We start from the raw sequence: 26651 nt of genomic DNA, 5'->3' as shown, positions 1-26651 counted from the left end.
TCTTGAACTATTTGTGGGCCGTCGTTATCGATTTGCTGCTATTGCAGGTCCAGCTGGTCCAGGTATTCCTTGCCGTGCTCGGAGATATGGCGCTTGCGGCCCGCCTCGTCGTTGCCCAGCAACAGGTTGAACATGGTTTCCATCTTGGTGACGTCCTCGGGCTCCACCTTGATCAGACGGCGCGTCTCGGGGTTCATGGTGGTGAGCCACATCATGTCCGGATCGTTCTCACCAAGACCCTTGGAGCGGTTGATGGAGCACTTCTGGTCGCCGATCTCCTTGAGGATGCCGTTCTTCTCGAGCTCGGTGTAGGCAAAGTAGGTCTTCTCTTTGCAGTTGATCTCGTAGAGCGGCGACTCGGCGATATACACGTAGCCCTCGTCGATAAGTGTGGGCACCAGGCGGTAGAGCATGGTGAGCACGAGCGTGCGGATGTGGTAGCCGTCGACGTCGGCGTCCGTACAGATGATGACCTTGTTCCAGTTGAGGTTGTCCAGGTCAAAGGCACCGAGGTTCTTGATGCGCTTGTCCTTAATCTCCACGCCGCAGCCCAGCACGCGCATAAGGTCCATGATGATGTCGGACTTAAAGATGCGCGGATAGTCCTCCTTCAGGCAATTGAGGATCTTGCCGCGGACGGGCATAACACCCTGGAACTCGGCATCGCGCGAGGTGCGAATGGCGCCTGCTGCCGAGTCGCCCTCTACGATGTAGATCTCGCGACGGCTCTTGTCCTTGGAACGGCAGTCGATGAATTTCTGCACGCGGTTGGCCATGTCGGTCTTCTGCTGCAGGTTGGTCTTGATGCTCTGGCGCGTCTTCTCGGCATTCTCGCGCGAGCGCTTGTTGATGAGCACCTGCTCCATGATCTTGTTGGCGGCATCTTTGTTCTCGATCAAGTAGGTCGAGAGGCGCTCCTTAAAGAATGCCGTCATGGCCTGCTGGATAAAGCGGTTGTTGATGGCCTTCTTAGTCTGGTTTTCGTAGGACGTCTGGGTGGAGAAGCAGTTGGTCACCAGCACCAGACAGTCCTGGACATCTTGCCACTTAATGCCGCTCTCGTTTTTGTTGTACTTGCCCTGTTGCTTAATGTAAGCATCGATGGCGCTGGTCAGGGCGCTACGGGCCGCCTTTTCGGGTGAGCCGCCGTTCTCGAGCCAGGAGGAGTTGTGGTAGTACTCCTGCATCGTGAAAGTGCGCGAGAAGCACATGCAAGCAGTGATTTTTACGTTGTAATCGGGCAGATCCTCGCGATCGCGACCGCGACGGTCGGCCTCGATAAAGAAGGGCTCGGTAAGGTAGTCGGTACCGACCTTCTCGAGCACATAGTCCTCGATGCCCTTGGGGTAGCAGAAGTCCTCTTCGGAAAACTCGCCGTCGTCGCCCTCGATGCGCAGACGGAAGGTCACGTTGGCGTTGACCACGGCCTGGCGGCGCATGGTCTCGCGATACCACTCGTGGGGAATGCTGATCGAGGTAAAGACCTCAAGATCGGGACGCCACTTGATGGTGGTGCCGGTGCGTTCCTCGTCGCTGGGCTCAATCTCGAGTGCCTTCTTTTTGGCGCCGACGACCTTGCCCTTTTTAAAGTGCAGGGAGTACTTGTTGCCGTCGCGCCAAACTGTGACGTCCATGTACTCGGAGGCGTACTGGGTCGCGCACGAACCCAGGCCGTTGGTACCGAGCGAGAAGTCGTAGTCGCCGCCCTGGTTGTTGTTGTACTTGCCGCCAGCGTAGAGCTCGCAAAAGACGAGCTCCCAGTTAAAGCGCTTCTCGGAAGGGTTCCAGTCGAGCGGGCATCCGCGACCGTTGTCCTCTACCTGAATGGAGCCATCGCGAAAGGCGGTAAGGGTGATGAGCTTGCCGTAGCCCTGGCGCGCCTCGTCAACGGCGTTGGACAGGATCTCGAAGGCGGCATGCGCGCAGCCGTCGAGTCCGTCCGAGCCAAAAATAACGGCGGGGCGCAGACGTACGCGCTCCTCGTCCTTGAGCTGGCGGATACTGTCGTTACCATAGTTTGCGGTGTTTTTTGCCATACTCGCTCTCTCGGTGCTCCTTTGCTGCGTTTAAGTCATATAGATAGTCAAGGTAGCATAGCCCAGCCCATAGGCGATTCCAACCAACACGAAATCCATCGAACAATCGTTCGGAGTTCGATGGAGATTCGTTTACTCGGACAAAACCGAGTCGGCTCTGTCCGAGTAAGTTTGAATAGCGAACCGAAGTTGTAATGTCCGCATGGCGATGACGAACATGGTTTCCATAATGACAGATATAGTTGACATTATCTGATATATGCAATATATCTCTGTCATGTTGCAATGGATATCTGTCCATTACTACGAAAGGAGCTCAATGCCGGGTAAAAAGAACCTTCGCATGAAGGCGGCGCGCGCGGCGGCTGGCCTTTCGCAAGCCGACTTGGCCCAAGCCGTGGGCGTTACGCGCCAAACCATCGGCCTTATCGAGGCGGGCGGCTACAACCCCACGCTCAATTTGTGCGTGGCAATCTGTAAGGCGCTGCGCGTTACGTTGAACGACTTGTTTTGGGAAGACGAAACCGACGCCGACCCTAACGCTCTTTAGGAGTTCGCTATGAAATTTGAAGATTTAAAACTCGTGCAAAAGTGGCGTGAATATGCCGGCCCAAAGGATGAGCGCCTGGAGGCTGAGAGCGCGAAGATCTACAAGATTGGTTTCGTGCTGCTTTCGTTTGGCATGTTGATGATCTTTCTCTACCAGTCTATAGCTCGACAGGTTGCGTGGGTTCACAGCGACGCCAGTGAAATGCCGCATGGCTTTGCAACGCCGTTCGAGGCAGCCATGTATTTGTGGCTCGTTCTCGTGATGTTGATTTGCGCAGGACTGCAAACGCGGAAGGGCTATGTCGATACCAATCGTTTTGGGCAAACCGAGCATCTTCCTGTTGGATATTTCCTGCTTGTCAGCAGTCTTAGCGGCGTCGCGTTCGCGCTTGTTATTGCCGCAATGCGCTGTATCGCTGAGGCGCAGATCGTGCCGCCCGAAAGCGTCTTTTGGTTGGCGAACCTGGCCACGGGCGTGTTCTGCGGTGCGACGGTTTTCGCGGCCACGTTTGCAGTCCTGTGCGCAACGTTTTTCACGGCGAAAAGACGCCGCGCCAAGCTCGAGGCAGAACTCGACTCCTCTGACGACATCTAATGCGTAATGGGCTGGCTCTGGGTATCCAGAACCAGCCCATTTTGATGTTCGATGAGCCGAGTCGGCGTCTCTCGCAAAAGTAACTAGAAGCTAGCGACGCTTATCAGAATTGACCTCATTGGCGGTGTCGGTTTCGAGCGCCGTGCGGCGGGCGCTGTAGGCGACAAGGCCGGCGCCTGCCGCGGCGAGTGCTGCCGCGGCTGCCGTCAGGGGGACGTTGCTGTCTTTGCGAGAAGGTGCCCCGTGGCGGTAGTGCCGTTCGAGGGCCAAAATGTCCAATTTGAGCGCGCGAAAGCGCTAGGCCCCCGGAGCGCTTTCGATACGCTAGGCAGTCTGGCCACTAGCGCAACATGTGGGCAACCAGCTCGGCGCGAGTTCCGATACCAAGCTTGGCATACACTCCTGATAGGCGGTTTTTAACAGCGCCCGGCGATACTTCCATGTGGCGTGCGATTTCGGCGTCGGTCCATCCGCGGCAGGCGAGCATGGCCATGGTGAACTCCGTGGTCGTTAAATCGTCGGCCACGTCCTCGCCCGAATCGGGGTTGTGGATGCGCCGCCAGCCGTAGCTGAATCGATACGTAATCTCGATGATGCGTGCGAAATCGTCAGGGTATTGCGCTTTTAGGCACGCCTCGATGAGCCCCTGTAAAAGGCCGTGGTGCTCGCCAATGAGCTCGATAAGGCCGTCGGGGCGCGCAATGTCCCAAGCGGCTCCGAAATGTGCCTTTGCGGCGTCGATGTCCTTGAGGCTCATGCATGCCATGGAAGCCGCCAGGTGCAGGAACAGTTCCGAGATGGGATAGCTTCCCTGTTTCATGATCAGGGTATTTTCCACCATGCCCAGGCTGCGGCCGTATTCGCCGCGCAGATACAAGGCGTGCGCCATCACGTAGCTGGCGAACAGGCGCAGACCTTCGGGCAAATGCGCCGCAAGCGGATAAAACTCTTCGGCGGAATACGGGGAAGACAAGTGCAGCAGGACGCTCGCGGCCGAGGCGAACAGGATGTGCATGGCGTGGACGGCAGGCGATTCCTCGTCGGCCGGCGTATCGAGGATGCCAGTAAGGCACCGGCGGGCATCGGCGATACGGTTGAGCGACAGACTGGCGTATCCGCAGATAAAGCATGCGGAATAGCGCAGTGCGGGGTCGGTGGCGTCAAGATAGGGGCGCGCCGTCTTGGCAGCGAGGGTGGCCTGTCCGCGAAAGTACAGCGCTTCTGCCGTGGCAATGGCGCGCGAATCGGGGTCGGAAATGCCTGCAACCGCAGCGTCAATCTGCCCCGGCACAAAGGCGGTGCACATCAACGGCATGGGAACGCATGGGTAGCCATCGCAGTCCATCTCCCAACAGCCGGCAACAATAGCAGCAATTGTACTCCTGTTACTCGGGACTGGAATTTGTGGGCATGGCATACGATTACGCAGAACGTATAAAGGAAGAGTCTATTGGCGATGCTGCCAAGGTGGCTACCGAAGCCTAGCTGACCTCGACAGTAGGAAAAATTGCCACCTCTGCAAAAAGCCTTGTCGCAGCGATGGGAAACACATCTTGTTCTGCATATAATGAAGTCATATGACGGTGCGTTTGCATACGTGTGACGCATTCCCATCGAACCGAAAAGGAGGCCCGCAGGGTTGGCGACGAGGTCAGCTTCCTCGCCCAGGGCACCATCTATCCCGACATCCTGGAGTCCCAGGACGGCGTGAAGGCCCATCACAACGTGGTTGGCCTGCCCGAGGACCTGCAGTTTGAGCTCTGCGAGACCGTCAGACTTCTGTACAAGGACGAGGTCCCCGGCATCTGCCGCGTGTGCTACGACCTCACGCCCAAACCCGTCGGCACCGTTGAGTGGGAATAAGCTTTTTGGGCTGCTTTGATCATAGTTCCATGAATGGGGGGCCTCGCGCGATTGCGCGGGGCCTTCTTTTTCGAAAAGAGCTGCCGTCGTGGTGTTGCCACTGTCCATCGTGCCTGCCATCGCCTCTGGTGTTGCTCCTGAGCAGGGCTGGTTTGCGACGAGAACTAGCAGGGCTTGTTGGCGGCACGAGCGAAGCAGGTTGTTTCGCATTGAGCGCGCCGGGCAGAAGAAGGCCATAATGGAGTGTGCGCACAATTTGTTTTAGAGGAGGATGCCGCATGGCAAAAGACGAACAAACAGGCTGGATTGTTGAGATGCTCATGGCCAGTGTGTCGGTGGCGCCCGCGGCTCTTTTGGAAGAGGTTATGGCAGATGAGCGCTGCGTGGCTTTTGGCCCCATCCACCATTTTATTGTGGGCGCGGTGCTGCTTGCGTGCTGGCGCAACGCCGAAGCATCTAGGGAGCGAGATGCGATGCTCAAAGACGATCTTGCCGATTTGATGTCTCGTTCGGATTGTGTGCCGGGGGCGACGTGTGCCCGCTGGGGCATGTGCGGGGCAGCTGCGTCTGCGGGCATGGCATATGCAATCGTGCGGGGCAATGCGCCGCTGCGCAGTGAAGGCTGGCAGGAAGGGCAGCTTATGGTTTCGGAGCTGCTTGCCGCCATCGCGCGCTCGGGAAGCCCACGGTGCTGCAAGCGAGATGCGCGCGTGGCGATTCGTGAGGCCGTTTCGTTTTTTAACGCGCTCGGCGGACCACAGCTTAAAGCATGGGAGAAGACGCCAGCCTGCGATAGCTATGCGGTCAATACAGTGTGCATGGGCGAAAAGTGCCCGTATCATCCGTCCTTTATCATCCAATAGGGAATCGGGTGCACCAATAAGAGTTGGGCAGATGTGACAAAGGGACAGTCCCTTTGTCACATTATCGATGCTATGTGCGGGATGGTACGTCACGCGATGTGCCGTCCTGCTCGTTTTTTGGCGCGCTTCGTTACATTCCCCACTTGCGCCGGTAAAAAATGGGGATAGAGTAGGACAAACGCGTCGAATACGAACGGCGGGGGAGAGCGGGCAAGGTGCCTGCGCGGGAGAGGTTGCCGTCCATGTTGGAACTCAAAGGAATTTGCAAAAGGTACGTTACGCAGTCGTTTACGCAGGTGGCGCTCGACAGCGTGAGCCTGTCTTTTCGGGATAACGAGTTCGTGGCCATTCTGGGGCCCTCGGGTTCGGGTAAGACCACGATGCTCAACGTTATCGGCGGACTCGACCACTTTGACTCGGGTGACCTGCTAATCGACGGTATTTCGACCAAGGACTTCCACGATCGCGATTGGGATGCCTATCGCAACAACCGCATCGGCTTTGTGTTCCAAAGCTATAACCTCATTCCACATCAGACCATTTTGGAAAACGTGGAGCTGGCGCTTGCGCTCACGGGCGTGGGGCACGCCGAGCGCCGCCAGCGTGCGCGCAAGGCGCTCGAGGCCGTTGGTCTGGGCGAGCACGTGAACAAACGCCCGAGTCAGCTTTCGGGTGGACAGATGCAGCGCGTGGCCATCGCCCGCGCCCTGATTAATGATCCCGAGATTGTGCTGGCAGACGAGCCGACTGGCGCCTTGGATTCCACAACGTCCGTACAGGTCATGGACTTGCTCAAGGACGTCGCGCGCGACCGTCTGGTTATCATGGTCACGCATAATCCCGATCTGGCGTACGAGTATGCCACGCGTATCGTCAACCTGGCGGACGGCAAGATTACCGACGATTCTGATCCTTTCGATGTCGCTGACGCCACGCGCCGCGAGGCCAAGCCTACGCGCAAAACCTCGATGAGCTTTGTGACGGCGCTGGGGCTTTCTGCCCGAAACCTCATGACCAAAAAGGGCCGTACGGCCATGACGGCCTTTGCGGGCTCGATTGGCATTATTGGCATCGCGGCGATTTTGGCGCTGTCCAATGGCGTAAACGGCTACATCAAAAAGGTCGAGGAGGATACGCTCTCGAGCTACCCGCTTACCATTTCCAAGCAGGACTACGACCTGTCGTCCATGATGGGCGGGCAGGGGGCTGCGGATGACGATACGTCCAAGAACGAGGGCTCGTCCGACGACGCCACCGACGGCAAGGCTCAGGGAACCGAAAAGATTCCCGTGGTCACGGCCGTAAAGGATATGTTTGCAAGTGTTAAGTCCAACGATATGACGAGCTTTAAGGCATGGCTCGATGCCGGCGGCGACGGTATCGACAAAGAGGTCAATGCCATCCAGTACGGTTACGGCGTGACGCCGGTTGTCTATCGTGCCGGCAAGGGCGATGAGAAGCCTGTCCGGCTGGTGCCCAACGCTATGACCGAGGCCATGAGCGGTGGTGCGAGCTCGGCGGCAACGGTGAGCATGGACTCCATGGGAACCTCGGTCTTTAACGAGATGATCGACGATCAGAGTTTGCTCGACAGCCAGTACGATGTCGTGGCGGGGCATTGGCCCACGTCCGCCAACGAAGCCGTGATGGTGCTTTCGAGCCGCGGTACGGTGGGCGACTACACGCTCTACAGCATCGGCGCTCTGGATATCAATGAGCTCAACGACTTGGTCAACAGCGCCATGACGGCAGACGGTGGGGTCGAAACGCCCGAGACCGGCGCCGACTTTACCTACGACGATGCGCTGTCCACGACGTTTAAGGTGCTGTCGCCGGCCGATGCGTATCGCAAAAACGAAGAGACCGGCATGTGGACCGATATGTCTGGCGACGCCGACTTTATGGCCGACAAGGTTGCCGACGGTATTGACGTGCACATTGTGGGCGTGGTGCGGCCTAACGAGACGGCCAATGCGAGTGCGTTGTCCCCGGGCATTGCCTACACGCATGCGCTGACTCGCCAGCTTATGGAGCGCGCTGCCGATTCGCAGATCGTGCAAGAGCAACTTGCCCACCCCGAGACGGATGTCTTTACGGGCAAGTCTTTCGATGAGCTGCAAGGCGAGGCCAAACAAGGCGTGGACCTGGGCAGCATGTTCAGTGTGGACGAGGCGGCGCTCAAGAGCGCGTTCTCGTTCGATACGTCTGCGCTCTCGGGTGTTGCCGGCGGTATGGACCTGTCGGGTCTTGACTTGTCCGGGCTGGACATTGACCTTTCGGGCGTTGGTAAGGACATCGACTTCAGCGACATCATGGCCAAAGCGCCAGCCCCAGATTTTTCGGATATCTTTGACGGTCTGGAACTCACGCCCGAGCAAATGCAGCAGGTGGGAACACTAGCCAATCAGCTGTTTGAGGGCTTTTTGCAGTCTGATCAGTTTAAGGCGCTGACACCCGAAGATCTTAAGGACGCGTCAAAGCTCGCTGCCGCATTCTCGACTTATCTTGAGAATGATGCGGCAGCCCAGCAATGCCTGGCTCAGCTCAAAGCGCTCGGCGGCGATATCCTGGCCGAGCGCCTGCAGCAGGCGATGGCCGACTATGTGCAAAAGCAGCTGGCTCCGTATTTGCAGCAGGCTATGGATCAGGTGACGAAGGCAATCAGCGAGCAGGTGGCAACGACCGTGTCGACCCAGCTTAAGGCCGCCGCGGCAGGGCTCATGGACCAGATGGTGACGCAGATGTCTTCGAGTTTTGCCAACCTGGCGAGCGCCATGCGCGTGGATGCGAGCGCCTTTGCTCGTGCCATCCACTTCAACATGGACGCCGAGGACCTGAGCTCGCTCATGATGAGCTATGCCAAGGCGTCGAAGCTTACCTACGACAACAATCTGACCACGTTGGGCTACGCGGATGAAGCGGACCCCATCTCGGTCAAGATTTTCCCGCGTGACTTTGAGGCCAAGGAGCGCGTACTCGACCATATCGATGCGTACAACAAGCAGGTCAAAGCTGCTGGCCATGATGAACAGGCAATTTCGTACACCGACTACATGGGCATCATCATGGGCTCGGTGACCGACATCGTGAATACCATCAGCTTGGTGCTCATCGCGTTCGTGAGCATCAGCCTGGTCGTGAGCTCCATCATGATCGGCATCATCACCTACATCAGCGTACTGGAGCGCAAGAAGGAGATCGGCATCCTACGCGCAATCGGTGCGTCGAAGCGCAACGTGGCAAACGTGTTCAACGCCGAGACCTTTATCGAGGGCCTCATCGCCGGTGTCTTTGCCATTGTCGTTGTGGTGCTCGTGAGTTTTCCGGTTAATGCCTGGGCGCTTGCTGCCAAACAGGTACCCAATCTGATGAGCCTGCCCGTGCAGGATGCGCTGGCGCTCATTGCAATTTCGGTGCTGCTGACGGTCGTTGCCGGCCTGCTGCCGGCCCGCAGTGCATCCAAAAAAGACCCCGTGGAAGCCCTGCGCTCCGAATAATGTGACAAAGAGACTGTCATTTTGTCACATTGAGTGACATTTAAATCGAGGTCTAATACTTTTCCCGAGAAGTGAACGAGTCAAAATGGACCCCCGAAGCATCGACACTTTTGAGATGCAATTTCCTGCGGTTTTGCCAGCCAAATCCTGCGGGTTTGGCGTCTAAAAATGTCGATGCTTCGGGGGTCCAAATATAGCCGTTCACTTCTCGGGAAAAGTATTAGACCTCGAGAGATAGACGGCGTTCTCGAGCGCCAACTAGAGCGTAGGCCCCTGGCATTTCTTCGCTGAGAGCATAAGACTAATTTCCGGACGGATGTATTCGTCGAACTCTTCCTCGGGCACCCTTTCGGATTGTCGGTTACTTTGCGGCGCATTAGCCGGTGCCAAGTGGCGGCACTTTCGATAGCTCGGATTTGCTACCCAAGAAAGCAAGCTCATGCTCAAAGCCACGGCAATGAGGCTCGAAAAAGAATGCTCCAGGCACAGGGAGCCGGAGCTTTACCTGTAAGACCGAGCGGTTTTGATGCCCGTCGTGTTTGATAGAAGGCGCGGGAAGGGGATGGCCCCTCCCGCGCCTTCTAGTTTGTTTTGCTCATCAGCGTGATGCGGATGATTGGATGGGTGTACTCGTCAAACTCGTCCTTAGGATCCGTATCAAACGAGTAATACGCTTTAATGGAGTCGCCACTCGTCCTGATAGAGATTCTCTCGTAGAGCGAGCCGTTCAAAAAAGTCTGCCTAAACTCTTCGGGAAGCTTCTGCGCTGCTAGGAGCTCGGGGCTTGTGGCCTTGACGTTTATGGTTTGGACGGCAGAGGAAAGCTCGTCAAGGTCGAGCTCGATACGGGTAAGGTTGTCCTCGAGGCTCGCATCGGGGTCGATCTCTGCCGCGTAGCTCACTTCCGTGAGCGTTCCCTTGTTGTCAAAATCCAGGTACGTATAGGTCTTTTGGGTATCCGAGTCGCCGTCGTGCAGATAGCCGCGGACGTGATAGCCGTAATCTTGATATCGCTCGTAGGGGTCATCGGCGGACACGTACTCGCATGAGGGCTCTAATGCCTTGCGTGCGATGGCGATCTGCTCGGCCGCGGCCGCGGCGTTCTCCTGCATCTCGATGTTTCCCTGCGCCAGCTGCGGGATATAGGCGCCGCACACAATTGCGAGGGGCAGCGCCACAAGCGCGACGATCCACTTTTTTGCACGGGGGATAGGCACGCCACAGGCCTCTGCCATAGCCTTTGCGTTGGCGAAGCTCTCGGCAAGCACATCTGCCGCGGTGGCGACGGCGCCTACGGCAGCGGCGACTTCTGCCGTGCCGCCCAGGTTGCGTGCGGTCTCGTTGTCGCTGTTCTTGAGCAGGCGTGCGGCGCCCTGCGTGCCAACAACGCCTGCGATTTGTGCCGAGCGGTCTTTCTCGCTCTGCTCGACGGCGAGCCGGTTCTGCATTTCCTTCCACTGCTTGCCGCGCATGCCAAAACGCGGCGCGAGGGCACAGTAGCAGAATATGACGAGCTCGATGGCGGTGAGCACCAAGGCGGTCATCATGCCCGTCTCTTGGAAGCCTTCGTGATGGAAGACGATGTCGTCGATCATTTCGAAAGGAATAATCAATAAGGGCAGCACGAATGCCATGGCAAGCGCCGCGCCGGCAACCTTGGGGCAGATGCAGTATCGCTGGATGCGCTTACGTTCTTGTTCGGAGAGTGTTGCCATAGCCGGTCCTTGGAGTCGTGGCGGTCGTTGTGGCGCGATGCCGTCATATGTGACTCAGTATAGAGAATCCCGCCATCGGTGAGCGCAGGTCATACGGCAAAAGTGCCACGACAACTCGACAATTCGATGGGTTCGTCATTTGCGCCTTTTTTGCGTTAGAGGTACCCTGCTGCGAACCTCTTGAGTTCGGTGTCGCTTGCGTTGTTGAGGATGCCGTCGTCAACGATCTTTGCACCCGGAGCGCTTGCCCTAAGGACCGACGCCGTCTTTCCCATTCCGCTTCCGCCCGAAGTGGCAAACAGGACGATCGTCTTGCCTGTCAGGTCGTAAGACTCAAGGAATGTGTTGATAATCGCCGGTGCCACGTACCACCATATGGGGAAACCCAAAAAGATGGTGTCGTAGCCTTCGATGTGCTCCACTCTAGAGGTTATGGCGGGGCGGCAGGAGGGGTCGGCGGCCTCGCGTGTGCTGCGGCTCTGCTTGTCGCGCCAGTTGAGGTCGGCGCTCGTGTATGGATTGACGGGCACAATGGCGAACAGGTCACTGTCCGTCACGCGAGCCAAGCGGCTCGCAACGTCCATCGTTGTTCCCGATGCGCTGAAATATGCCACAAGTGTCTTAGCCATTGGAGTCCCTTTCGTTGCTGAGGGTTAGGTTTTATGGTGAGGTGCTATTAAGTGCCGCCTCATGGCCGCGATACCGAGCGGCTTGAACAGCATCCGGTTGAGGCGTTGCGTAGCCGATAGATGAGATAGTCAAGGCATTCGAGCTTCTGTTGCCCCGCGTGTATATCGTTGAGCAATTCGCGGCGATGCCGTTTTAGTAGGCAAATGCGCGCACAGTCGCTGGCAGCAGTGCCGTATAGCTCGATAAACTCTTCGCTGCAACCGGCGTCGCGTAGGCTGTCGATGATGTTGTCGTCCATGGCATCACTTTGTGGTTTTGACCTTGGTGGTGCCGGCAAGCGGCTTTTCGCCGGGACGGGCCTTGGGGCCAACGAGCGCGTGCGGTTGATAGAGCTCTTCGAGGAACTCGATCTCGGCGGGCGAGAGCGTTACGTCGAGCTCGGCCACGGCATCGTCGACGCGCCCGGGCTTGGAGCAGCCCACGATGGGGGCCGCCACACCACGTGCCCAGTGCCATGCCAGCGCAATCCTCGACATCGGCACGTCGTGATCGGCGGCAATCTTGGCCACGCGCTCAATGACGGGCATGTCGATGGCGCGATCATGGTCGTACTTGTTGGCCATGGTCGTGTCGGTGGTGCCGCGTGTGCTCGAGCTTTCCCACGTGGGTCGGCAGAGGTGTCCCGAAGCCATGGGGCTGTATGGCGTAAGGGCCATGTCAAACTGGCGGCACACCGGGATCATCTCGCGCTCGTCCTCTCGGTACAGCAGGTTGTAGTGGCACTGCATGCTCGTAAAGGGCGTCCATCCGTGGTCGCGCGCGACGATCTGCAGGTTGTGCAGCTGGTAAGCATACATAGCGCTGGCGCCGAGCGCGCGAACCTTGCCCTCGCGCGCCAAGTCGTTGAGCGCCTCCATGGTCTCTTCCATGGGAACGTCGTAATCGAAGCGGTGAATGATGTAGAGGTCTAGGTAATCGGTGCCCAAGCGCTTGAGCGAGCCTTCGATCTCGCGTTTGATGGCGTTGGCGGAAAGGCCGCCCTCGTTGAAGTGAACCTTGCTAGCCAGCACGACGCTCTCGCGAGCGATTCCCAGATTGCGCAGGGCGGCGCCAATGTACTCTTCGCTCGTGCCAAAGCTGTAGCAGTTCGCGGTATCGATAAAGTTGATTCCGGTGTCGAGTGCGCGTTTGATGACGGCGCGTGTGCCGTCGGGTCCGATGGTCCACTGATGAAAGTCGGGGCTGGGCTCGCCAAAGCTCATGCCTCCCAGGCAGAGTTTAGAGACTTTAATGCCGGAATGGCCAAGGGTTGTGTACTGCATGATGCTCCTATTTCTGGTTCTCAACGTCGGGGTGCCAGGCGGCATATTGCGCAAGCTTCTCGGGCGTGCGCTCATAGAAGGGTTTCCCGCGATCGAGGGTAGCCATGGCGGTCATGTCGCTGTCCGTGAGCTCGAAGTCGAAGACATCGATGTTGTCGGCGATGTGCGTCGGATTCTTGGAGCCTGGAATGACGATATTTCCCTCTTGGATATGCCAACGCATAATGATTTGAGCAGGCGTTTTGCCATACTTGACAGCGAGGTCGCGCACGACGGGTTCGTTCATGATGCTGCTGTTACCGCGCCCGCCGAGCGGGTACCACACCTGCAACGCAATGTCGTGCTGGGCGAGCAGCTTCTTCAGTTCGGTCTGCGGGAAATACGGATGGCACTCGACCTGAATAAGGGATGGAACGATCTCGCAATTTGCGAGAAGCTTCTCGATTTCGTTCTCGTCGAAATTGGAGATTCCGATGGAGCGGAGCTTGCCTTCCTTGTACGCGATCTCAAGCTTCTCATAGCCCGCCAAGTAGTCGCCTGCGGGTTGGTGCAGAATCATGAGGTCGATGTAAGGTGTGTTCAGACGCTCGAGCGTTTCGTCAACGGCGGTGTCGCTGTTGTAAAAATAGGGCCAGAGCTTGGTTTCGAGAAACACGTTTTCGCGTGGCAAGTCTGATTCGCGCACGCCACGACCCACTGCTCGCTCATTCACGTATGCATTGGCAGTGTCGATGAGCTCATACCCCATGCCGAGTGCGGAGGTAACCGACGATTGGGCATCGTCGGGTTTAAGCAGATACGTGCCAAGTCCTAGCTGGGGGCTTTTGATGCCGTTATTGAGCGTGATGTATTCCATGCGCTTCCTTTCTCGATGGTTCTCTTCTGTAACGATAGTTCCGAGATTTGATAATGTATATTTCCTATAGCAACTAGCTAGATATACGGATTATGTATGTGAAACGAATTGGACCGAATGAAGTTCTCCGTTGTGCACGAAGGAGCAATCATGGAGCTGCGAACGCTGCGTTATTTTCTTGCTGTGGCCCGCGAGGAAAACATGACCGAAGCTGCTAACGTGCTACATGTGACGCAGCCCACGCTCTCGCGCCAGATAGCCGATTTGGAACGCGAGCTGGGCGTGGAGCTGTTCGAGCGCACCAATCGATCGTGTGTGCTCACGAGCGATGGCATGCGCTTGCGCCAGCGCGCCGAGGAGATTGTCTTGCTGGTGGAACAGACCGAGCTAGAGTTGGCGGATCGGGAGCTCGGCATTGCAGGCGTTATCCGCATTGGAGCCGGCGAAACCAAATCGATGCGGCTGGTGCTCGATACTTTTGCTGAGCTGCATCGGAGTCATCCCGGAGTGACGATTGAGCTCTATACCGGCAATGCCGATGCGGTGGAGGAGCGCTTGGAGCGTGGCTTGCTCGACTTTGCCCTGCTGTTGGAGCCCGTTAACGTCGAGAAATACGAGTGGATCCGTATGCCTGAGGCTGACCGGGCCGGCGCCGTTGTCGCCGCGAGCGGTCCATGGGGTGGCCTGGACGTGTTAACGCCTGCGGACGTGGCGAAGATGCCGCTGCTGGTGAGTTCGCGTACCTCGAATCGAGCGTTCGATCTCGAAGTGTGGTCGGGCGGCGTCTTCAGCTTCGATGACCTCAACGTCGTGGGGCATTTCGATCTGATCGGCAACGCGTCGCACCTGGTGCGTTCGGGCACCGCATGTGCGGTTGGTATTGGAAGCTTGTTGCAGATAGATGAAAGCAGCGACCTGCGTTTTATCCCGTTTGAGCCGCCGCTCACCATTGCATCGTATCTGGTGTGGAAAAAATATCGCCTGCGTTCTCGCGCCTGCGAAGAGTTCCTGAACCGCTTGAATGGGATGTGACAAAGGGACAGTCCCTTTGTCACATTGATTTGAGAATGGATGTTGATGTATTTATCGCTGGCCCCTATGGAGGGGATTACCGGGCATGTGTTCCGTCGCGTGCATGCGGAGTGCTTCGGCGCGCTCGATTGTTATTACACGCCGTTTTTGCCGCCGCCGCGGGTGGGAAACCGCTTTGGCGGCAAGGCGTTTAAGGAGATCGATCCTGCCAATAACCAGGGACTTAATGTCGTTCCCCAGCTTATGTCCAAGAATGCGGACGAGTTTGTGTGGGCAGCACACGTGCTCGCCGACATGGGCTACCGCGAGGTCAATCTCAACCTTGGTTGCCCCTCGGGGACGGTTGTCGCGAAGGGCAAAGGGTCGGGCTTTCTGCGCAACCTCGATGAGCTCGAGGTGTTCCTGAGCGATGTGTGCGAGCGGTCGCCGTTGCCGGTGTCGGTAAAGACCAGGCTGGGGTTGGAGAGTGACGACGAATACGGGCGCGTGCTCGATCTGTACTGCCGCATGCCGTTGACAGAGCTGATCGTGCACCCGCGTGTACAGAGGGATCGCTATACGGGTTCGCCGCGCAAAGCGTTTTACGGCGAGACGTTGGATCGCGCGCCATTCCCCGTGGCCTATAACGGCGACATCTTTGATCTTGAGGACATGGATGCGCTGGTGGAGGCCTATCCCGGCACGCACCATGTAATGCTGGGACGCGGCTTGCTCGCGAACCCCGCGCTGGCTCGCATGGTTAAGGGTGGCCCTGCTGCCACGGCAGCCGAACTGCAGCGTTTCCATGACATGCTGTTTGCGGCCTATGCGGAAGAGATTGGCGGCAACGCGGTCTTTCGCATGAAGGAGTGGTGGTTCTACGCCAAATGCGCCTTCGCCGACCCCGCTACCGTTCACAAGCTCGTACGCAAGACTAAAAAGGTCGACGAATACCGTGCCGCCGTCGAGCGTGTCTTTCGCGAGCAGCCACTTGCGCCTATAGCCCGCTTCCACGGCTAGTTAGTTATCGGGGACGTTCTTTAACGACTGGTCATTTAAGAACGTCCCCGATGACTATGTTGCAAAAAAGCTGTACGCCAGCATTCAAAGATGTCGAAAAATGTCGACTTTGGATGCTGGCGTACATGTTTGGGTCGGCGGGAGAGTGGAGTCTAAGCAATCATTGCATCGAGCGTGATGAGCTCTCTGAGTCGCTCCGTGCGTGTTTGCCCATGGCGCTTTGCTTTTGCGTCAAAGGCTTCAAGAACAGACTTACCCACACGTGCCGATAAAACAACGCTTGGCTCATCAGAGATCGACGGCCTTCCCGGCTTGATGGTGCGACCCTTCGGCCATTCATCTTTTTCGTATGCCTCCGCGGCTTTCTCCAACTCTCCGGGGGCAAACCCCATCATCTTTTCAAGCTGCTTGGCGTCCATAGCGCCTCCTATCGATTGACATAATGTCGAGCGCTGGTTACCGGAATCTCTTTTTGTATACAGTTTTGTAGACAAAAATACAAGCAGTTTATCAAGCTAATTAGCGTGTATTGACTAGTTTTTTCGATAGGAAATGAGCATCGATGGCTTCGATATTTCTTCACTTGCTAGTCTGGAACATGAGCGCTCATTGAACCTGCAGAGGGGGCACTTTAACAAACTATCGAGATTCTGGCCAGGAGCTTTCACCGGTCTTCGGTGGTGAGAACAGCTCAATTCGCGACACAGTGTGTCGCGAATTGGAGTAGTCGCTGAGTGTTCTTTAACAACTAGTCATTCAAGAAGAGAGCATCTAAGTGCCGGAATTGCCATTTTGAGTCGTTCCTAACGACTATTCTGGAGGGCTGTGTGCAAAAAAGGGCAAATATGAGTACTGTTGCCATTATGGTTGCATTTATTTTGTTCAAAAATGAGGTCCCTGATGAGATTTAATACCATTAGGCGTCTCTTTTATTGAACATATGGGGAGAAATAACGCCGTCTGTGGGCGCTTGGGGCGTTGAATGATCCCTGAAATGATTAAAATTGCTGTTACTAAACAAGTAGCAGTACTCATATTTGCCATTTTTTGAACACGGCCCTCTAAGGAGCCCTTTCCAGAGACGTCAGATGGCCCCAAACAGCCATAATCCAAAGGCTGTCTCAAACAACTAGTCATTTAAGAACGTCCCCAACGACTACCTGTGCCGGGGCCATGCAAAAAGCTGTACACCAGCATCCAAAGATGTCGAAAAACGTCGACTTTGGATGCTGGTGTACATGTTTGGGTCGTATGGGCTTGGACGTCGGGGCGAGCCGACTGCAATTGCGTACTAGAGCAGGTTCTTCTGTATCCACGCGATGATGTCGCTCGATTCGTAGAGTGGTTTGCCGTCGATGAACAGGCAGGGAACCTGGCGTTTTCCGCCGATGGCGATGAGTGCCTGCTCGGCTTCGGTATCGGTCGAGATGTTGCGCTCGGGGATGGTCACGCCGTTATCGGCCAGGAAACGCTTGACCTTTATGCAATACGGGCAGCCGGTCATAACGTAGAGCGCGAGCTCGTGATCAGTAGCCATAGGTCTCCAATCGGTTGAGGTTTCGATTGAAATACCCAAAGCCGCCGCGGTCTATGCACGCGTCAACGACGACTCGATTGCCTGTACCAGAAACGCTGTGGCTCCGGTGCCGCAGGGGTTGTCGTAGTAGTCAACAAAGCGCTGGTCGGCAAGATAACCATTGGCGAGGCCCAGGTATGCTTCGTCCTGGGGCTCGTGTCCCCAGTTAAGGCCAATCCATCGGCGGTGCATTGCGACAAGCTTGCGGGCTTCGTTACTCTTTGGATCGCCGTCGCCCATGGCAATCGAGAGCTGGCCCAGAATAGCGCGTTCAAGTTCCTTCATGTCGTTCCATGTCTCGGGATCCATATCCAGCAGTGCTTCGTTTGCGGCGTCGATCGCCTCGTCGCCATAGCGCGCTCGCGCCTCGGCACCGTAGCGCTCCTCGTTTTCGTGCACGGAGCGCCAGCGCTCCAGTTGCGGCAGCACGGCGCCCATGAGCGAGACGGCTTCATCGAGCGACATGCCGGTGTTTTGTGCCAGACGCGGGGCACAATCCTCAATCATCGCCTCCATGGTGGTGTCATAGGTGTACTTGCCGTGGTCGTAGCACCACTTGCAGTAATGATCGGTCGTGGCGCCCGTGGCGTCGGTGCCGTAGTCGTCGGGCGTGAGTATCATGCCGCAGCTCTGGCAATAGTGCTCGGGCATTTCGAGCAGGTGGGGCAGCGGCTCTCCGGTTACGGCGGCAATGAGCTTCATCATGTCAATGCCCGGGGTGACTTCGCCACGCTCCCAACGGCTGACGGCTTGGCGTGTGACGAAGAGCTTGGCGGCGAGCTGCTCTTGGGTAAGGTTGTTGTCGCGGCGGATGGCGATGAGCTTTTCTGCAAAGGCCATAATGGCTCCTTTCTGCTGCTTGTTGGCTTAAGCATACGCGGCAGCCGATGTCCTTCCAAGCAACCGTTGGTTGCATGCAGATGACGATGAGAGAGAATCGCAGCCTGCGCCCCGCGCGCCTGTGCCGTACAATGACCGGCATGGAACCTATTGCACACATACATACCGACCTGCCGCAGAAGTTCGGCATCCCGCGCAACAGCTTTTTGGCGCCCCATCTTGAGGGGCGCATTGTCTTTGAGCCGGAATATGCTTCCAACGCGGCGGTTGAGGGCTTGGACTCCTTCTCGCACCTGTGGCTGCTCTGGCGCTTTGAAAACGGAACGCCCGGCGGCACGGCGGAAGACATCGCCGCCGATGCCAAGACGCAGGACAGGTCTGGCACCAACGCCAAGTGGTCGAAGACCGTGCGACCGCCGCGCTTGGGTGGAGCCGAGCGCGTGGGCGTATTTGCCACACGCAGCCCGTTTCGCCCCAATCCCATCGGTCTTACCTGCGTCAAGCTCGACCGCGTGGAGCTTAACGACGACGCCCCCATCATCCATGTGCTAGGGGCCGATCTGCGCGACGGCACGCCCATCTACGACATTAAGCCCTACATTCCGTTTGCGGACTGTCACCCGGATGCGACAGGCGGCTGGATTGAGGATGCGCCGTGGCAAGATCTCGACGTTGAGTTTCCGCATGCGCTGCAGGATATGGTCCCGCCCGCAAAGCTCTCCGGCTTGATAGAGGTCCTTCGCCAAGATCCGCGCCGCGCGGGCAGCAAGCACGAGCCAAACCGCGTGTACCACTTGGCTTACGCCGGGCTCGACATATCGTTTACGGTTGATGGAACCAGCTTGACGGTAACCGCCGTCAACGACGCACGGGACTAGCTGGCCATTCGACGGCGCTCGCCAAATTCAACGCCAAACCCCGTGCCAAAATCGCCCACGCTGGTGGACAATAACGCCTATCAAAACAATCCGCTTTGCACGGGAGCTCAGCATGAAATACGACTTTACTTCGCTTATCGACCGCCACGGCATGGACGCCATCGCCGTTGACTCCTGGGGCGAGATCCCTGGCATGGCTCCGAACGCGCCCGACGAGGGCTTCGACCGCATCCCCATGTGGGTGGCGGACATGAACTTTGCCACGGTGCCCACGGTCCAGGAGCACATCATTCAGCGCGCCCAGCATCCCATGTTTGGCTATTTCGATCCGCGCGACGAGTACTTCGACCGCATCATCGAATGGCAGAGCCGACGTAATGGCGTCGAGGGTCTGCTCCCGGAGCATATCGGCTACGAAAACGGCGTGCTGGGCGGTGTCGTGTCGACCCTGCGGGCGTATGTCCAGCCGGGCGATGCGGTGCTGGTCCACAGCCCTACCTACATCGGCTTTACCAAGTCCATCGAAGCCGCGGGCTATCGCATTGTCCACAGCCCGCTTAAGCTCGACGACCAGGGCGTGTGGCGCATGGACTTTGAGGACATGGAGCACAAGCTCGTCCAAAACCACATCCACGCCGCGGTGTTCTGCTCGCCGCACAATCCCTGCGGCCGCGTATGGGAGCGCGACGAGATCGAACGTGCCATGGACATCTATCGCCAGCACGATTGCGTGGTGATCTCGGATGAGATTTGGTCCGATATCATCCTGCCGGGTCACAGACATATCCCGACGCAGTCGGTGAGCGAGGATGCCCGCATGCGCACGGTTGCCCTCTACGCGCCCAGCAAGACGTTCAACCTGGCGGGCCTGGTCGGCAGCTACCACATCATCTATAACGAGACGCTGCGCGACCGCGTGTGCGCCGTGTCCAACAAGACTCACTACAACGAGATGAACGTCCTTTCGATGCACGCGCTTATCGGCGCCTACCAGCCGCAGGGCTACGAGTGGGTCGATGAGCTCAATCAGGTCATCCAGGGCAACATTGACTACTTCTGCGATTACGTGGACGAGCATTTTGAGGGCGTGGGCTATTCGCGTCCGCAGGGCACGTACATGGTGTTTCTGGACTGCACCGAGTGGTGCCTCGAGCATGGCCGCGATATTCAGTGGCTGCTCGACGAGGGGGCGCGCGTGGGCGTGGGGTATCAGGACGGCCGCCCGTTCCACGGGCCCTGTCACATCCGCGTGAATCTGGCACTGCCGCTTTCGCGGGTAAAGGAGGCGTGTGAGCGCCTGGACCGCTACGTTTTTGGGGTATAGGGGGCGCTCGATTCGAGTGCTGCCCCATGTGCCCACGCCGTCAAAATGCGTGGGCACATGGGGTGCAGAGGGTAGCGAGCGCGTTTTCCGCATTCGCTACTTTTCATGAATCTGCTTGCCGCAAAGATGTTCAATCGAAATCTCGTAGAGTTGGACGCCCTTTATGTCTTTGGCGATCTCCTCCTCGACTTCTTCGGCAGAAGGGTAGTACTTAAGCGCGAGCTGACGGACTTTGTCCTCGATAAACGCGGGCGCTTCATCTACCAGGCGACAACGACCAAAGACAACGGTACTCATAACGTAGGGAGCCCAGTCGCCGTCCTTGTACCACTCGTTGCCGTAAACGGTAAAGCAGACTTTATCATCATGCTTGAGTGAATCGACCTTGTGGCCAGCCTTGGCGCCATGGAAATAAATCTTGTCGTGCTCGGCGTCAAAGAAGTAGTTGACGGGAATGGCATAGGGGTAGCCATCATCGCCGTTGACGGCAAAGACGCCGCGCTTGCAGGTAGCGAGCAGTTCGCGCGCTTTCTCGTCGGTGATGGCGCGTTTCTTTCGACGTAAGGGCCTAAACATCGTTGGCTTCCTTTCTACTGCGCATGGTGGTTGAGCACAAACTATAGCGAAACAGCCCCATTTTTCTTGATACAGGCGAGTATGTTTTTGAGCTTGCTAAAGTCGAGCGGTTTGGGCAGATGGGCGTTCATGCCGGCGTCGTGTGCCGCCTTGGCGTCTTCGGCAAAGGCGTTGGCGGTGAGCGCGATGATGGGGATGTCGGCCGCATCGGCCTTTTCGCTCAGGCGGATCGCCCGGGTTGCCTCGTAGCCGTCCATGCCCGGCATCATGATGTCCATCAGGATTGCATCGAAGCTGCCGGTGGGACGACCAACATATAGATCGACCGTTTCGTTGCCGTCGGCGGCGCGAGTCACGACGATGCCTTCGCTTTCGAGCAGAGCTTGGGCAATCTCGGCATTGAGTTCGTTATCTTCTGCCAAAAGGACGTTCATGCCGGCGAGTGAGCAGCTGCTTACCTGCGTGTCTGCACACTCTTTTATCTGAGGGTTCTTGTCGATATCGAGCGGAATCCGGACGTCAAACGTACTCCCCACGCCAACCTCACTCGAAATCTCAATCGTGCCGCCCATCATATCGATGAGCGATTTGACGATAGACATGCCAATGCCGGTTCCTTGGAACTTGCTGCGCGCATCGTCGCCTTCCTGGGCAAACGGCTCGTAAATGTGTGCCAAAAACTCGGATGTCATACCAATGCCGGTATCCGAGACGCTAAAGCAAAACACGGCGTGCTCGTCGTCGACCGGTTTGATGGTCGATGAGAACGTGACGGTGCCTCCGTGCTTGTTGTACTTGATGCTGTTGTCGAGCAGGTTGACAAGGATCTGCCGAATATGGGTGGGGCTGCCGATCATATATTGGTCGACAGCGTAGGGCTCGCTGGTGTCGAGCATGGTTATGCCGCGGTCCGATGCGCGGAGCTTGCACAGTACGAGCGCATTGTCGCACAGCTCTTTAAGGTTGAATGATTCGTGCTCGAGCGTCACTTTGCGCTCCTCGATCCTGCCCATCTCGAGGATGTCGTTAATCAGTGACAGCAGGTGATTGGCGGCAACGCGCGCCTTGGCGCGGCTTTCGCGGGCGACCTGCATGTCGCCTTCTCTCAATTCCTCAATTTCGATAAGGCCCAGGATGCCGTTGAGCGGCGTGCGGATGTCGTGGCTCATGCGCGTGAGGAAAGCGGTTTTGGCGGCGTTGGCGGCATCGGCTTTCTGCCGTTCCTCCTGTGCGCGGTAAAGCGACCAGACAAGGATGACGATGCCGGTGAGCAAAATGCAAATGACGACTGCCGCAATGACGATGCGGTTGCGGTAGAGAAGTCGGAACGCATCCGATTCTTGCGCCGAGTACGATGTGGGGAAATAGCTGTTTGCAGAGAGCGATTCACCTGCATTGACGATGCCCTTATTGATGATTCCCAGCAGCTCGGGCTTGCCGCGCGAAATTAAACACGATAGTTGTGCCGTGTTGGTGAGTTCCTGTGTTTCGAAATCCTCGATGTCGTAGATGTCGCGGAGAGTTTCCAGGCGCGTGCTGGGGACAATGATGCAACGTGCCTTCCCCTCATCGAGGGCTTTGAGCACCTCGCCGTCATTCGAATACTCGGTTACCGTTGCGTTCGGAAAGAGACTTTCGAGCTCAAAACGGTTAACGATTGTGCTCTTTGTACAAGCGATGTTCTTAAGGTCGCTGTTCAGGTTTTTGCCACTGTGAATGGCGGTCAGCGAAACCGTTCCCATCGAGTTTGACTGGATGACCCCTGTCTGTTCGGCGAGCCAGTAGTCGCGAAACAACGGCAGGGCGACATCGATGGTCCCGTTGGAAAGGGCTTTGATCATTTGCTTGTTGTTCGAGAGTGCGATTGTTTTGACCGTAATGTCAAACTTGTCGTGCAACGTCGTTGCAAGCGAGGCGAGCGACCCTTCCATCTCGCCGTCGTCATTTTGCGTACAGTAGGGAAGTTGGTTTTTAAGATAGCCGAGCGTGATGGTATTGCCGTTTTCTTTGAGCCAGGTGGTCTCGGTGCCGGTGAGCGATGACGAGCCACTGTTTTGGGTCGAGTAACTCGTTTTGACTTCCTCGTTATAGCGCGGGTTATCGCGGGCGATGGTCGTCATGGCGGCGTTGATGTCGTTCATCAGGTCAGGGCGGCTTTTGGGAACGGCAAAATAGTAGTCGCTCGAGCCTACGTAGAACATGGGTGACGCATCGGGCGACGAAATGGTGTCGTTCATGATGACGGCGTCGACCTCGCCGTCTGCAAGCGCCTCAAAGAGGGCGCTGCCGGTGTCGATTTCTTTATAGGTGCAGGTAACGTCTTCGTTGGCGAGCCACTGCTGGCCGACGATAGTTTGCATAACGCCAGAGTTGCAGCCGATGGTGAGGCCTTGGAGCGCCTGAGGGTCACCCTTGGCTAGATCGTCGCGGTCGGGCCTGGCGTAGATATAGTAGCGCTCGGTGCCCTCGGGATTTGAGGAAAAGAGCAGCTTCTGCTCGCGTTCTGCCGAATACGAGATGTTGGGCATGAGGTCGATTTCGCCTGCCTCGAGCATGTCCATAAGCTCGGAGAAGGTGCCGCTAACGTATTCGTATTGCCAGCCCTTTGTGTAATACGAGAGGGTCTGGAGGTACTCGTAGCCCCATCCCGAGAGGCGCTCGCCCGGCGTGCCTTCCTGGAAGCCTTTGTTGTTGACGAGCCAGCCAACGCGGACCGTCTTGACCTGGTGGTCGGAGTCGGCGGCAAAGGCGGGGGCAGGCATGACGGCGCTCAGTACGGTGAGTACGGCAACCGCGACGGCTAGGGTGCGATATAGAGCCAAACGAAGGATGGCGGAAGGTTTCACATGTAATCCTATCGAGTCGAGACAGTATCACATAAGGATACCAGCTCAACCTGCCCACTCAGCCACCGCACCGCTAAACGGTCAGGTAGTCATTGGGGACGTTCTTGTTTGACTAGTCATTTAAGAACGTCCCCAATGACTAGTTCCGTTTGCGGGGGAGGCGTGGGACAATACCGAGCGAATGTGATTGGGCGTCTGGGAAAAGAGGTCGCGATGAACAAGTTGAGGACGCTTGCTGACGTGTTGCGCCAGGCTGGCTTTGCGCGCATCACGGGCCTGTTTCTCGTCTTCTATCTGCTGTGCTCGACGGCCGTCTGGCTGTCCGAGCCCACGACCCTCACGTTTGGCGACGGCCTCTGGTTTAGCTTTGAGACCGTATCGACGATCGGCTTCGGTGATATCCCGGCCGAGACGCCGGTTGCCCGCGCTATCACCGTCGTTTTGAGCGTCATCAGCATCTTCTACATCGCCATGCTCACGGGCGTGGCGGTGAACTACTGCAACACGCTCATCAAGATGCGTCAAAAGGACACCATGGCGCGCTTTATGGACGATCTCGAGCATTTGGAAGAGCTCGATCGTGACGAGCTCGCCGACCTGTCGCGCCGTGTGCGCGAATATCGCCGACGCCAACGCTAGAACGGGCGACGCGCGTCACGACGAGGGGGACTGAATATGAATATCACGGTATACCTGGGCGCGAGCGTCGGCAACGACCCGGCGTTTCTGCCTGCAGTGCGAGAGCTCGGCACGTGGATTGGCTCCAACGGCCACGCGCTGGTATACGGCGGCTCCAAGTCGGGCCTGATGGGCGCGCTTGCCGATAGCGTGCTCAATGCTGGCGGGCATGTGACGGGCGTTGAGCCGAGCTTTTTTATCGAGGCAGAGTTTCAACACGACGGTATTGACGATCTCATCGTGACGAGTGACATGGCCGAGCGTAAGGCCAAGATGATCGAGCTCGGCGACGCGTTCATCGCCTTCCCGGGCGGTACGGGCACGCTCGAGGAGATTGCCGAGGTCATGTCCGCCGTGTCGTTGGGGCATCTCGATGCGCCGTGCATCCTGTACAACCTCGGGGGCTACTACAACGATCTTAAGTCGCTGCTCGGGCGCATGATCGACAAGGGCCTATCGAGCCCGCAGCGCCAGACCGGCATCTACTTTGCCGACGACCTGCGTCAAATCGCATCGATTATCGGCGCCTAAGCCTTAGGCTCATCGCTCGTGCGGCACCCAACGGCACCGTTCGCGGCGTAGATGGTTAGCCCGCCCGAGGCCTGCTCGTCCTACAATAAAACGTATCTTTGTCGATTTGACCACGGGAGGTCCCGATGGATACCCTTGCAAAACCCAAAAACCGTGCGCTGTTCTTAGTGAGCGTGGCTGCGACCGGTGCGTTTGCGGGCACCGCGGTCTGGCTGTTCTTCTTTGCGATGGAGCGCGGTATCGACTATCTATGGACCGAGATCCCGCATATGCTGGGCGTCGCTTCACCCGAGCTCGCGAGCGGCCCGTTCGGGTTTTTGCCGTATCCGTTTTTCGTCTGCCTGCTGGGCGGCCTGCTGATCGGCCTGTACGAAAAGATGACGGGCACCAAGACCGATGACCTCAACCAGGTAATGGCCAAGGTTAAGCAAGACGGTCGCTATCCGTACGACAACCTGGGCAAGCTTTCGCTCGCGGCGTTGCTGCCGCTGCTGTTTGGCGGAAGCATTGGACCGGAGGCCGGCCTGACCGGCGTTATCGCGGGTCTGTGCAGCTGGGTCGGCGACCGCATGCGTCGCTTTGGAGCTGAGTTTAGGGAGCTCACGCTGCTGGGCACCCAGGCTGCTCTGACGGCACTCTTTACCGCGCCCGTGTTTGGCTTTGTGGCGCCGCTCGCCGGAAGTGCTGACGGTCAGGGTGCCAACGAAGACGAGGATTCCGCCTCCGACGAGATCACCATCAAGCTGCCCAAGGCGCAAAAGACCGTGGTCTACGGCATCGCGATTGCCGGCGGTCTGGGTACCTACCTGCTGCTCGGCCAGCTTATGGGCGGCGGCATGGGCATGACCAGGTTCGAGTCCGCTCAGGTGGGCAACCTGGAACTTGTCTGGCTCATTCCGCTGGCGTTGGTCGGCACCGTATGCGGCTGGCTGTACTTTGTCTCTGAGCACGCGAGCGAAACGTTTGCCCGGGCCATAGGAGAGCGTCCTGTCGTTAAGGCAATGCTGGCCGGTCTGGTACTTGCCGCCTGCGGTACGGCTCTGCCCTACACCATGTTTGCCGGCGAGACCCAAGCCGACGTGCTCATGGAGACCTATCTGACCATTCCCGCCGGCGTGCTTATCGCGACCGGTCTTGTTAAGGCCATGCTGACGCCCGCCCTCATCAACCTTGGTTGGCGTGGCGGCCACTTCTTCCCGGTTATCTTCTCGGGTGTGAGCCTGGGCTATGGTCTTGCCATCCTCACCGGCGCCGATCCGGTCTTTTGCGTCGCCGTCTGCACCGCCTCGACGATGGGCGTCGTTATGCGTCAGCCGGTCATGGTTGTGGGCCTGCTGCTCATGTGCTTCCCGCTCAAGGGTATCGTCTGCATGATCATCGCCGCCGTCATCGCGGCGGGCATTCCGCTGCCCAAGCCGCTGCGCAAGTAGCACGGTAGCGCGCGG

General features: G+C 57.6%; 24 protein-coding genes and 1 pseudogene. 12 read left to right on the top strand and 13 right to left on the bottom strand.

From position 1 onward, the window contains the following. Positions 1–38 precede the first annotated feature (38 nt). Entirely contained in the window at positions 39–2036 is a 1998-nt protein-coding gene (locus DWV20_RS07680) for a type IIA DNA topoisomerase subunit B (RefSeq protein ID WP_118256730.1), read from the bottom strand. A 319-nt stretch (positions 2037–2355) separates the two neighbouring features. Between DWV20_RS07680 and DWV20_RS07675 the strand changes: the two genes are divergently transcribed. Together DWV20_RS07675 and DWV20_RS07670 are read left to right on the top strand one after the other, a co-directional pair. Beyond that, the gene (locus tag DWV20_RS07675; RefSeq protein WP_055252407.1) at positions 2356–2586 is read left to right on the top strand and encodes a helix-turn-helix transcriptional regulator; all 231 of its coding nucleotides are present in this window, start codon (positions 2356–2358) and stop codon (positions 2584–2586) included. A gap of 9 nt (positions 2587–2595) precedes the next feature. Then, positions 2596–3180: a hypothetical protein gene (locus tag DWV20_RS07670; protein ID WP_118256729.1), complete on the top strand. Its 585-nt coding sequence runs from the start codon at positions 2596–2598 to the stop codon at positions 3178–3180. A 90-nt stretch (positions 3181–3270) separates the two neighbouring features. Here DWV20_RS07670 and DWV20_RS09860 read toward each other — a convergent pair whose 3' ends face one another. Beyond that, on the bottom strand, positions 3271–3450 hold the full coding sequence (locus tag DWV20_RS09860; protein WP_147346316.1) for a hypothetical protein: 180 nt from the start codon (positions 3448–3450) through the stop codon (positions 3271–3273). A 70-nt stretch (positions 3451–3520) separates the two neighbouring features. Further along, entirely contained in the window at positions 3521–4495 is a 975-nt protein-coding gene (locus tag DWV20_RS07665) for a helix-turn-helix transcriptional regulator (RefSeq protein WP_158566352.1), read from the bottom strand. Between the two features lie 335 nt (positions 4496–4830). Between DWV20_RS07665 and DWV20_RS07660 the strand changes: the two are divergent. The 3 genes and pseudogenes from DWV20_RS07660 to DWV20_RS07650 form a co-directional block, all read left to right on the top strand. Continuing rightward, a pseudogene (locus DWV20_RS07660) lies at positions 4831–5043 on the top strand (hypothetical protein); the annotation flags it as partial. Between the two features lie 278 nt (positions 5044–5321). Beyond that, entirely contained in the window at positions 5322–5906 is a 585-nt protein-coding gene (locus DWV20_RS07655) for a DUF5714 domain-containing protein (protein WP_118256727.1), read from the top strand. A gap of 242 nt (positions 5907–6148) precedes the next feature. Further along, positions 6149–9403 carry an ABC transporter ATP-binding protein/permease gene (locus tag DWV20_RS07650; RefSeq protein WP_118256726.1) on the top strand — a complete coding sequence of 1085 codons (3255 nt, stop codon included), beginning with the start codon at positions 6149–6151 and terminating at the stop codon, positions 9401–9403. Positions 9404–9984: 581 nt separating this feature from the next. On the opposite strand, the gene DWV20_RS07645 is transcribed toward DWV20_RS07650, so the two are convergent. From DWV20_RS07645 to DWV20_RS07630, 5 genes are all read right to left on the bottom strand, one after another. Then, positions 9985–11118: a hypothetical protein gene (locus tag DWV20_RS07645; RefSeq protein ID WP_118256725.1), complete on the bottom strand. Its 1134-nt coding sequence runs from the start codon at positions 11116–11118 to the stop codon at positions 9985–9987. Positions 11119–11273: 155 nt separating this feature from the next. Then, positions 11274–11747 carry a flavodoxin gene (locus tag DWV20_RS07640; protein ID WP_118256724.1) on the bottom strand — a complete coding sequence of 158 codons (474 nt, stop codon included), beginning with the start codon at positions 11745–11747 and terminating at the stop codon, positions 11274–11276. A gap of 59 nt (positions 11748–11806) precedes the next feature. After that, entirely contained in the window at positions 11807–12046 is a 240-nt protein-coding gene (locus DWV20_RS09855; protein ID WP_147346315.1) for a hypothetical protein, read from the bottom strand. A gap of 4 nt (positions 12047–12050) precedes the next feature. Continuing rightward, positions 12051–13070, bottom strand: a complete 1020-nt coding sequence (locus DWV20_RS07635; protein WP_118256723.1) for an aldo/keto reductase — start codon at positions 13068–13070, stop codon at positions 12051–12053. A gap of 7 nt (positions 13071–13077) precedes the next feature. After that, complete coding sequence (locus DWV20_RS07630) at positions 13078–13926, bottom strand: aldo/keto reductase (protein ID WP_118256722.1); 849 nt, start codon at positions 13924–13926, stop codon at positions 13078–13080. Positions 13927–14076: 150 nt separating this feature from the next. Here DWV20_RS07630 and DWV20_RS07625 point away from each other — a divergent pair, with 150 nt between their 5' ends. Then, entirely contained in the window at positions 14077–14958 is an 882-nt protein-coding gene (locus tag DWV20_RS07625) for a LysR family transcriptional regulator (protein WP_118256721.1), read from the top strand. Between the two features lie 45 nt (positions 14959–15003). Beyond that, on the top strand, positions 15004–15957 hold the full coding sequence (locus DWV20_RS07620) for a tRNA-dihydrouridine synthase (RefSeq protein ID WP_118256737.1): 954 nt from the start codon (positions 15004–15006) through the stop codon (positions 15955–15957). 152 nt (positions 15958–16109) lie between these two features. Here the strand turns inward: DWV20_RS07620 and DWV20_RS07615 are convergent, their stop codons facing one another. The 3 genes from DWV20_RS07615 to DWV20_RS09905 all read right to left on the bottom strand — a co-directional run bounded on the left by DWV20_RS07615 (position 16110) and on the right by DWV20_RS09905 (position 18373). Next, positions 16110–16376: a ribbon-helix-helix protein, CopG family gene (locus DWV20_RS07615; RefSeq protein ID WP_118094936.1), complete on the bottom strand. Its 267-nt coding sequence runs from the start codon at positions 16374–16376 to the stop codon at positions 16110–16112. 872 nt (positions 16377–17248) lie between these two features. Continuing rightward, positions 17249–17494, bottom strand: a complete 246-nt coding sequence (locus DWV20_RS07610; RefSeq protein WP_118094154.1) for a glutaredoxin — start codon at positions 17492–17494, stop codon at positions 17249–17251. Positions 17495–17545: 51 nt separating this feature from the next. Next, positions 17546–18373 (bottom strand): TipAS antibiotic-recognition domain-containing protein, encoded by an 828-nt coding sequence (locus DWV20_RS09905; protein ID WP_118238016.1) that lies wholly within the window; start codon positions 18371–18373, stop codon positions 17546–17548. A 140-nt stretch (positions 18374–18513) separates the two neighbouring features. On the opposite strand from DWV20_RS09905, the gene DWV20_RS07600 reads away from it, so the two are divergent. Further along, positions 18514–19251, top strand: coding sequence for a tRNA (N6-threonylcarbamoyladenosine(37)-N6)-methyltransferase TrmO (locus DWV20_RS07600; protein WP_233539798.1), 738 nt, complete (start codon positions 18514–18516; stop codon positions 19249–19251). Positions 19252–19363: 112 nt separating this feature from the next. Next, positions 19364–20575 carry a MalY/PatB family protein gene (locus DWV20_RS07595; RefSeq protein ID WP_118256720.1) on the top strand — a complete coding sequence of 404 codons (1212 nt, stop codon included), beginning with the start codon at positions 19364–19366 and terminating at the stop codon, positions 20573–20575. 96 nt (positions 20576–20671) lie between these two features. Here the strand turns inward: DWV20_RS07595 and DWV20_RS07590 are convergent, their stop codons facing one another. Beyond that, positions 20672–21151 (bottom strand): pyridoxamine 5'-phosphate oxidase family protein, encoded by a 480-nt coding sequence (locus tag DWV20_RS07590; RefSeq protein ID WP_055252525.1) that lies wholly within the window; start codon positions 21149–21151, stop codon positions 20672–20674. A 41-nt stretch (positions 21152–21192) separates the two neighbouring features. Next, positions 21193–23997, bottom strand: coding sequence for a transporter substrate-binding domain-containing protein (locus tag DWV20_RS07585; protein WP_117758275.1), 2805 nt, complete (start codon positions 23995–23997; stop codon positions 21193–21195). 213 nt (positions 23998–24210) lie between these two features. Here DWV20_RS07585 and DWV20_RS07580 point away from each other — a divergent pair, with 213 nt between their 5' ends. From DWV20_RS07580 to DWV20_RS07570, 3 genes are all read left to right on the top strand, one after another. Continuing rightward, a complete protein-coding gene (locus DWV20_RS07580; RefSeq protein WP_055252221.1) occupies positions 24211–24636 on the top strand; it encodes a potassium channel family protein in 426 nt (141 codons plus the stop codon). A 36-nt stretch (positions 24637–24672) separates the two neighbouring features. Beyond that, the gene (locus DWV20_RS07575) at positions 24673–25206 is read left to right on the top strand and encodes a TIGR00730 family Rossman fold protein (protein WP_117758274.1); all 534 of its coding nucleotides are present in this window, start codon (positions 24673–24675) and stop codon (positions 25204–25206) included. A 125-nt stretch (positions 25207–25331) separates the two neighbouring features. Then, positions 25332–26636 carry a chloride channel protein gene (locus DWV20_RS07570; protein ID WP_117758273.1) on the top strand — a complete coding sequence of 435 codons (1305 nt, stop codon included), beginning with the start codon at positions 25332–25334 and terminating at the stop codon, positions 26634–26636. Positions 26637–26651 lie beyond the last annotated feature (15 nt).

The organism is Collinsella sp. AF02-46-1, assembly GCF_003465825.1.
Classification (GTDB): domain Bacteria; phylum Actinomycetota; class Coriobacteriia; order Coriobacteriales; family Coriobacteriaceae; genus Collinsella.
The sequence above is the reverse complement of the archived record's forward strand: the minus strand, read 5'-3'. Positions and strand labels throughout refer to the sequence as shown.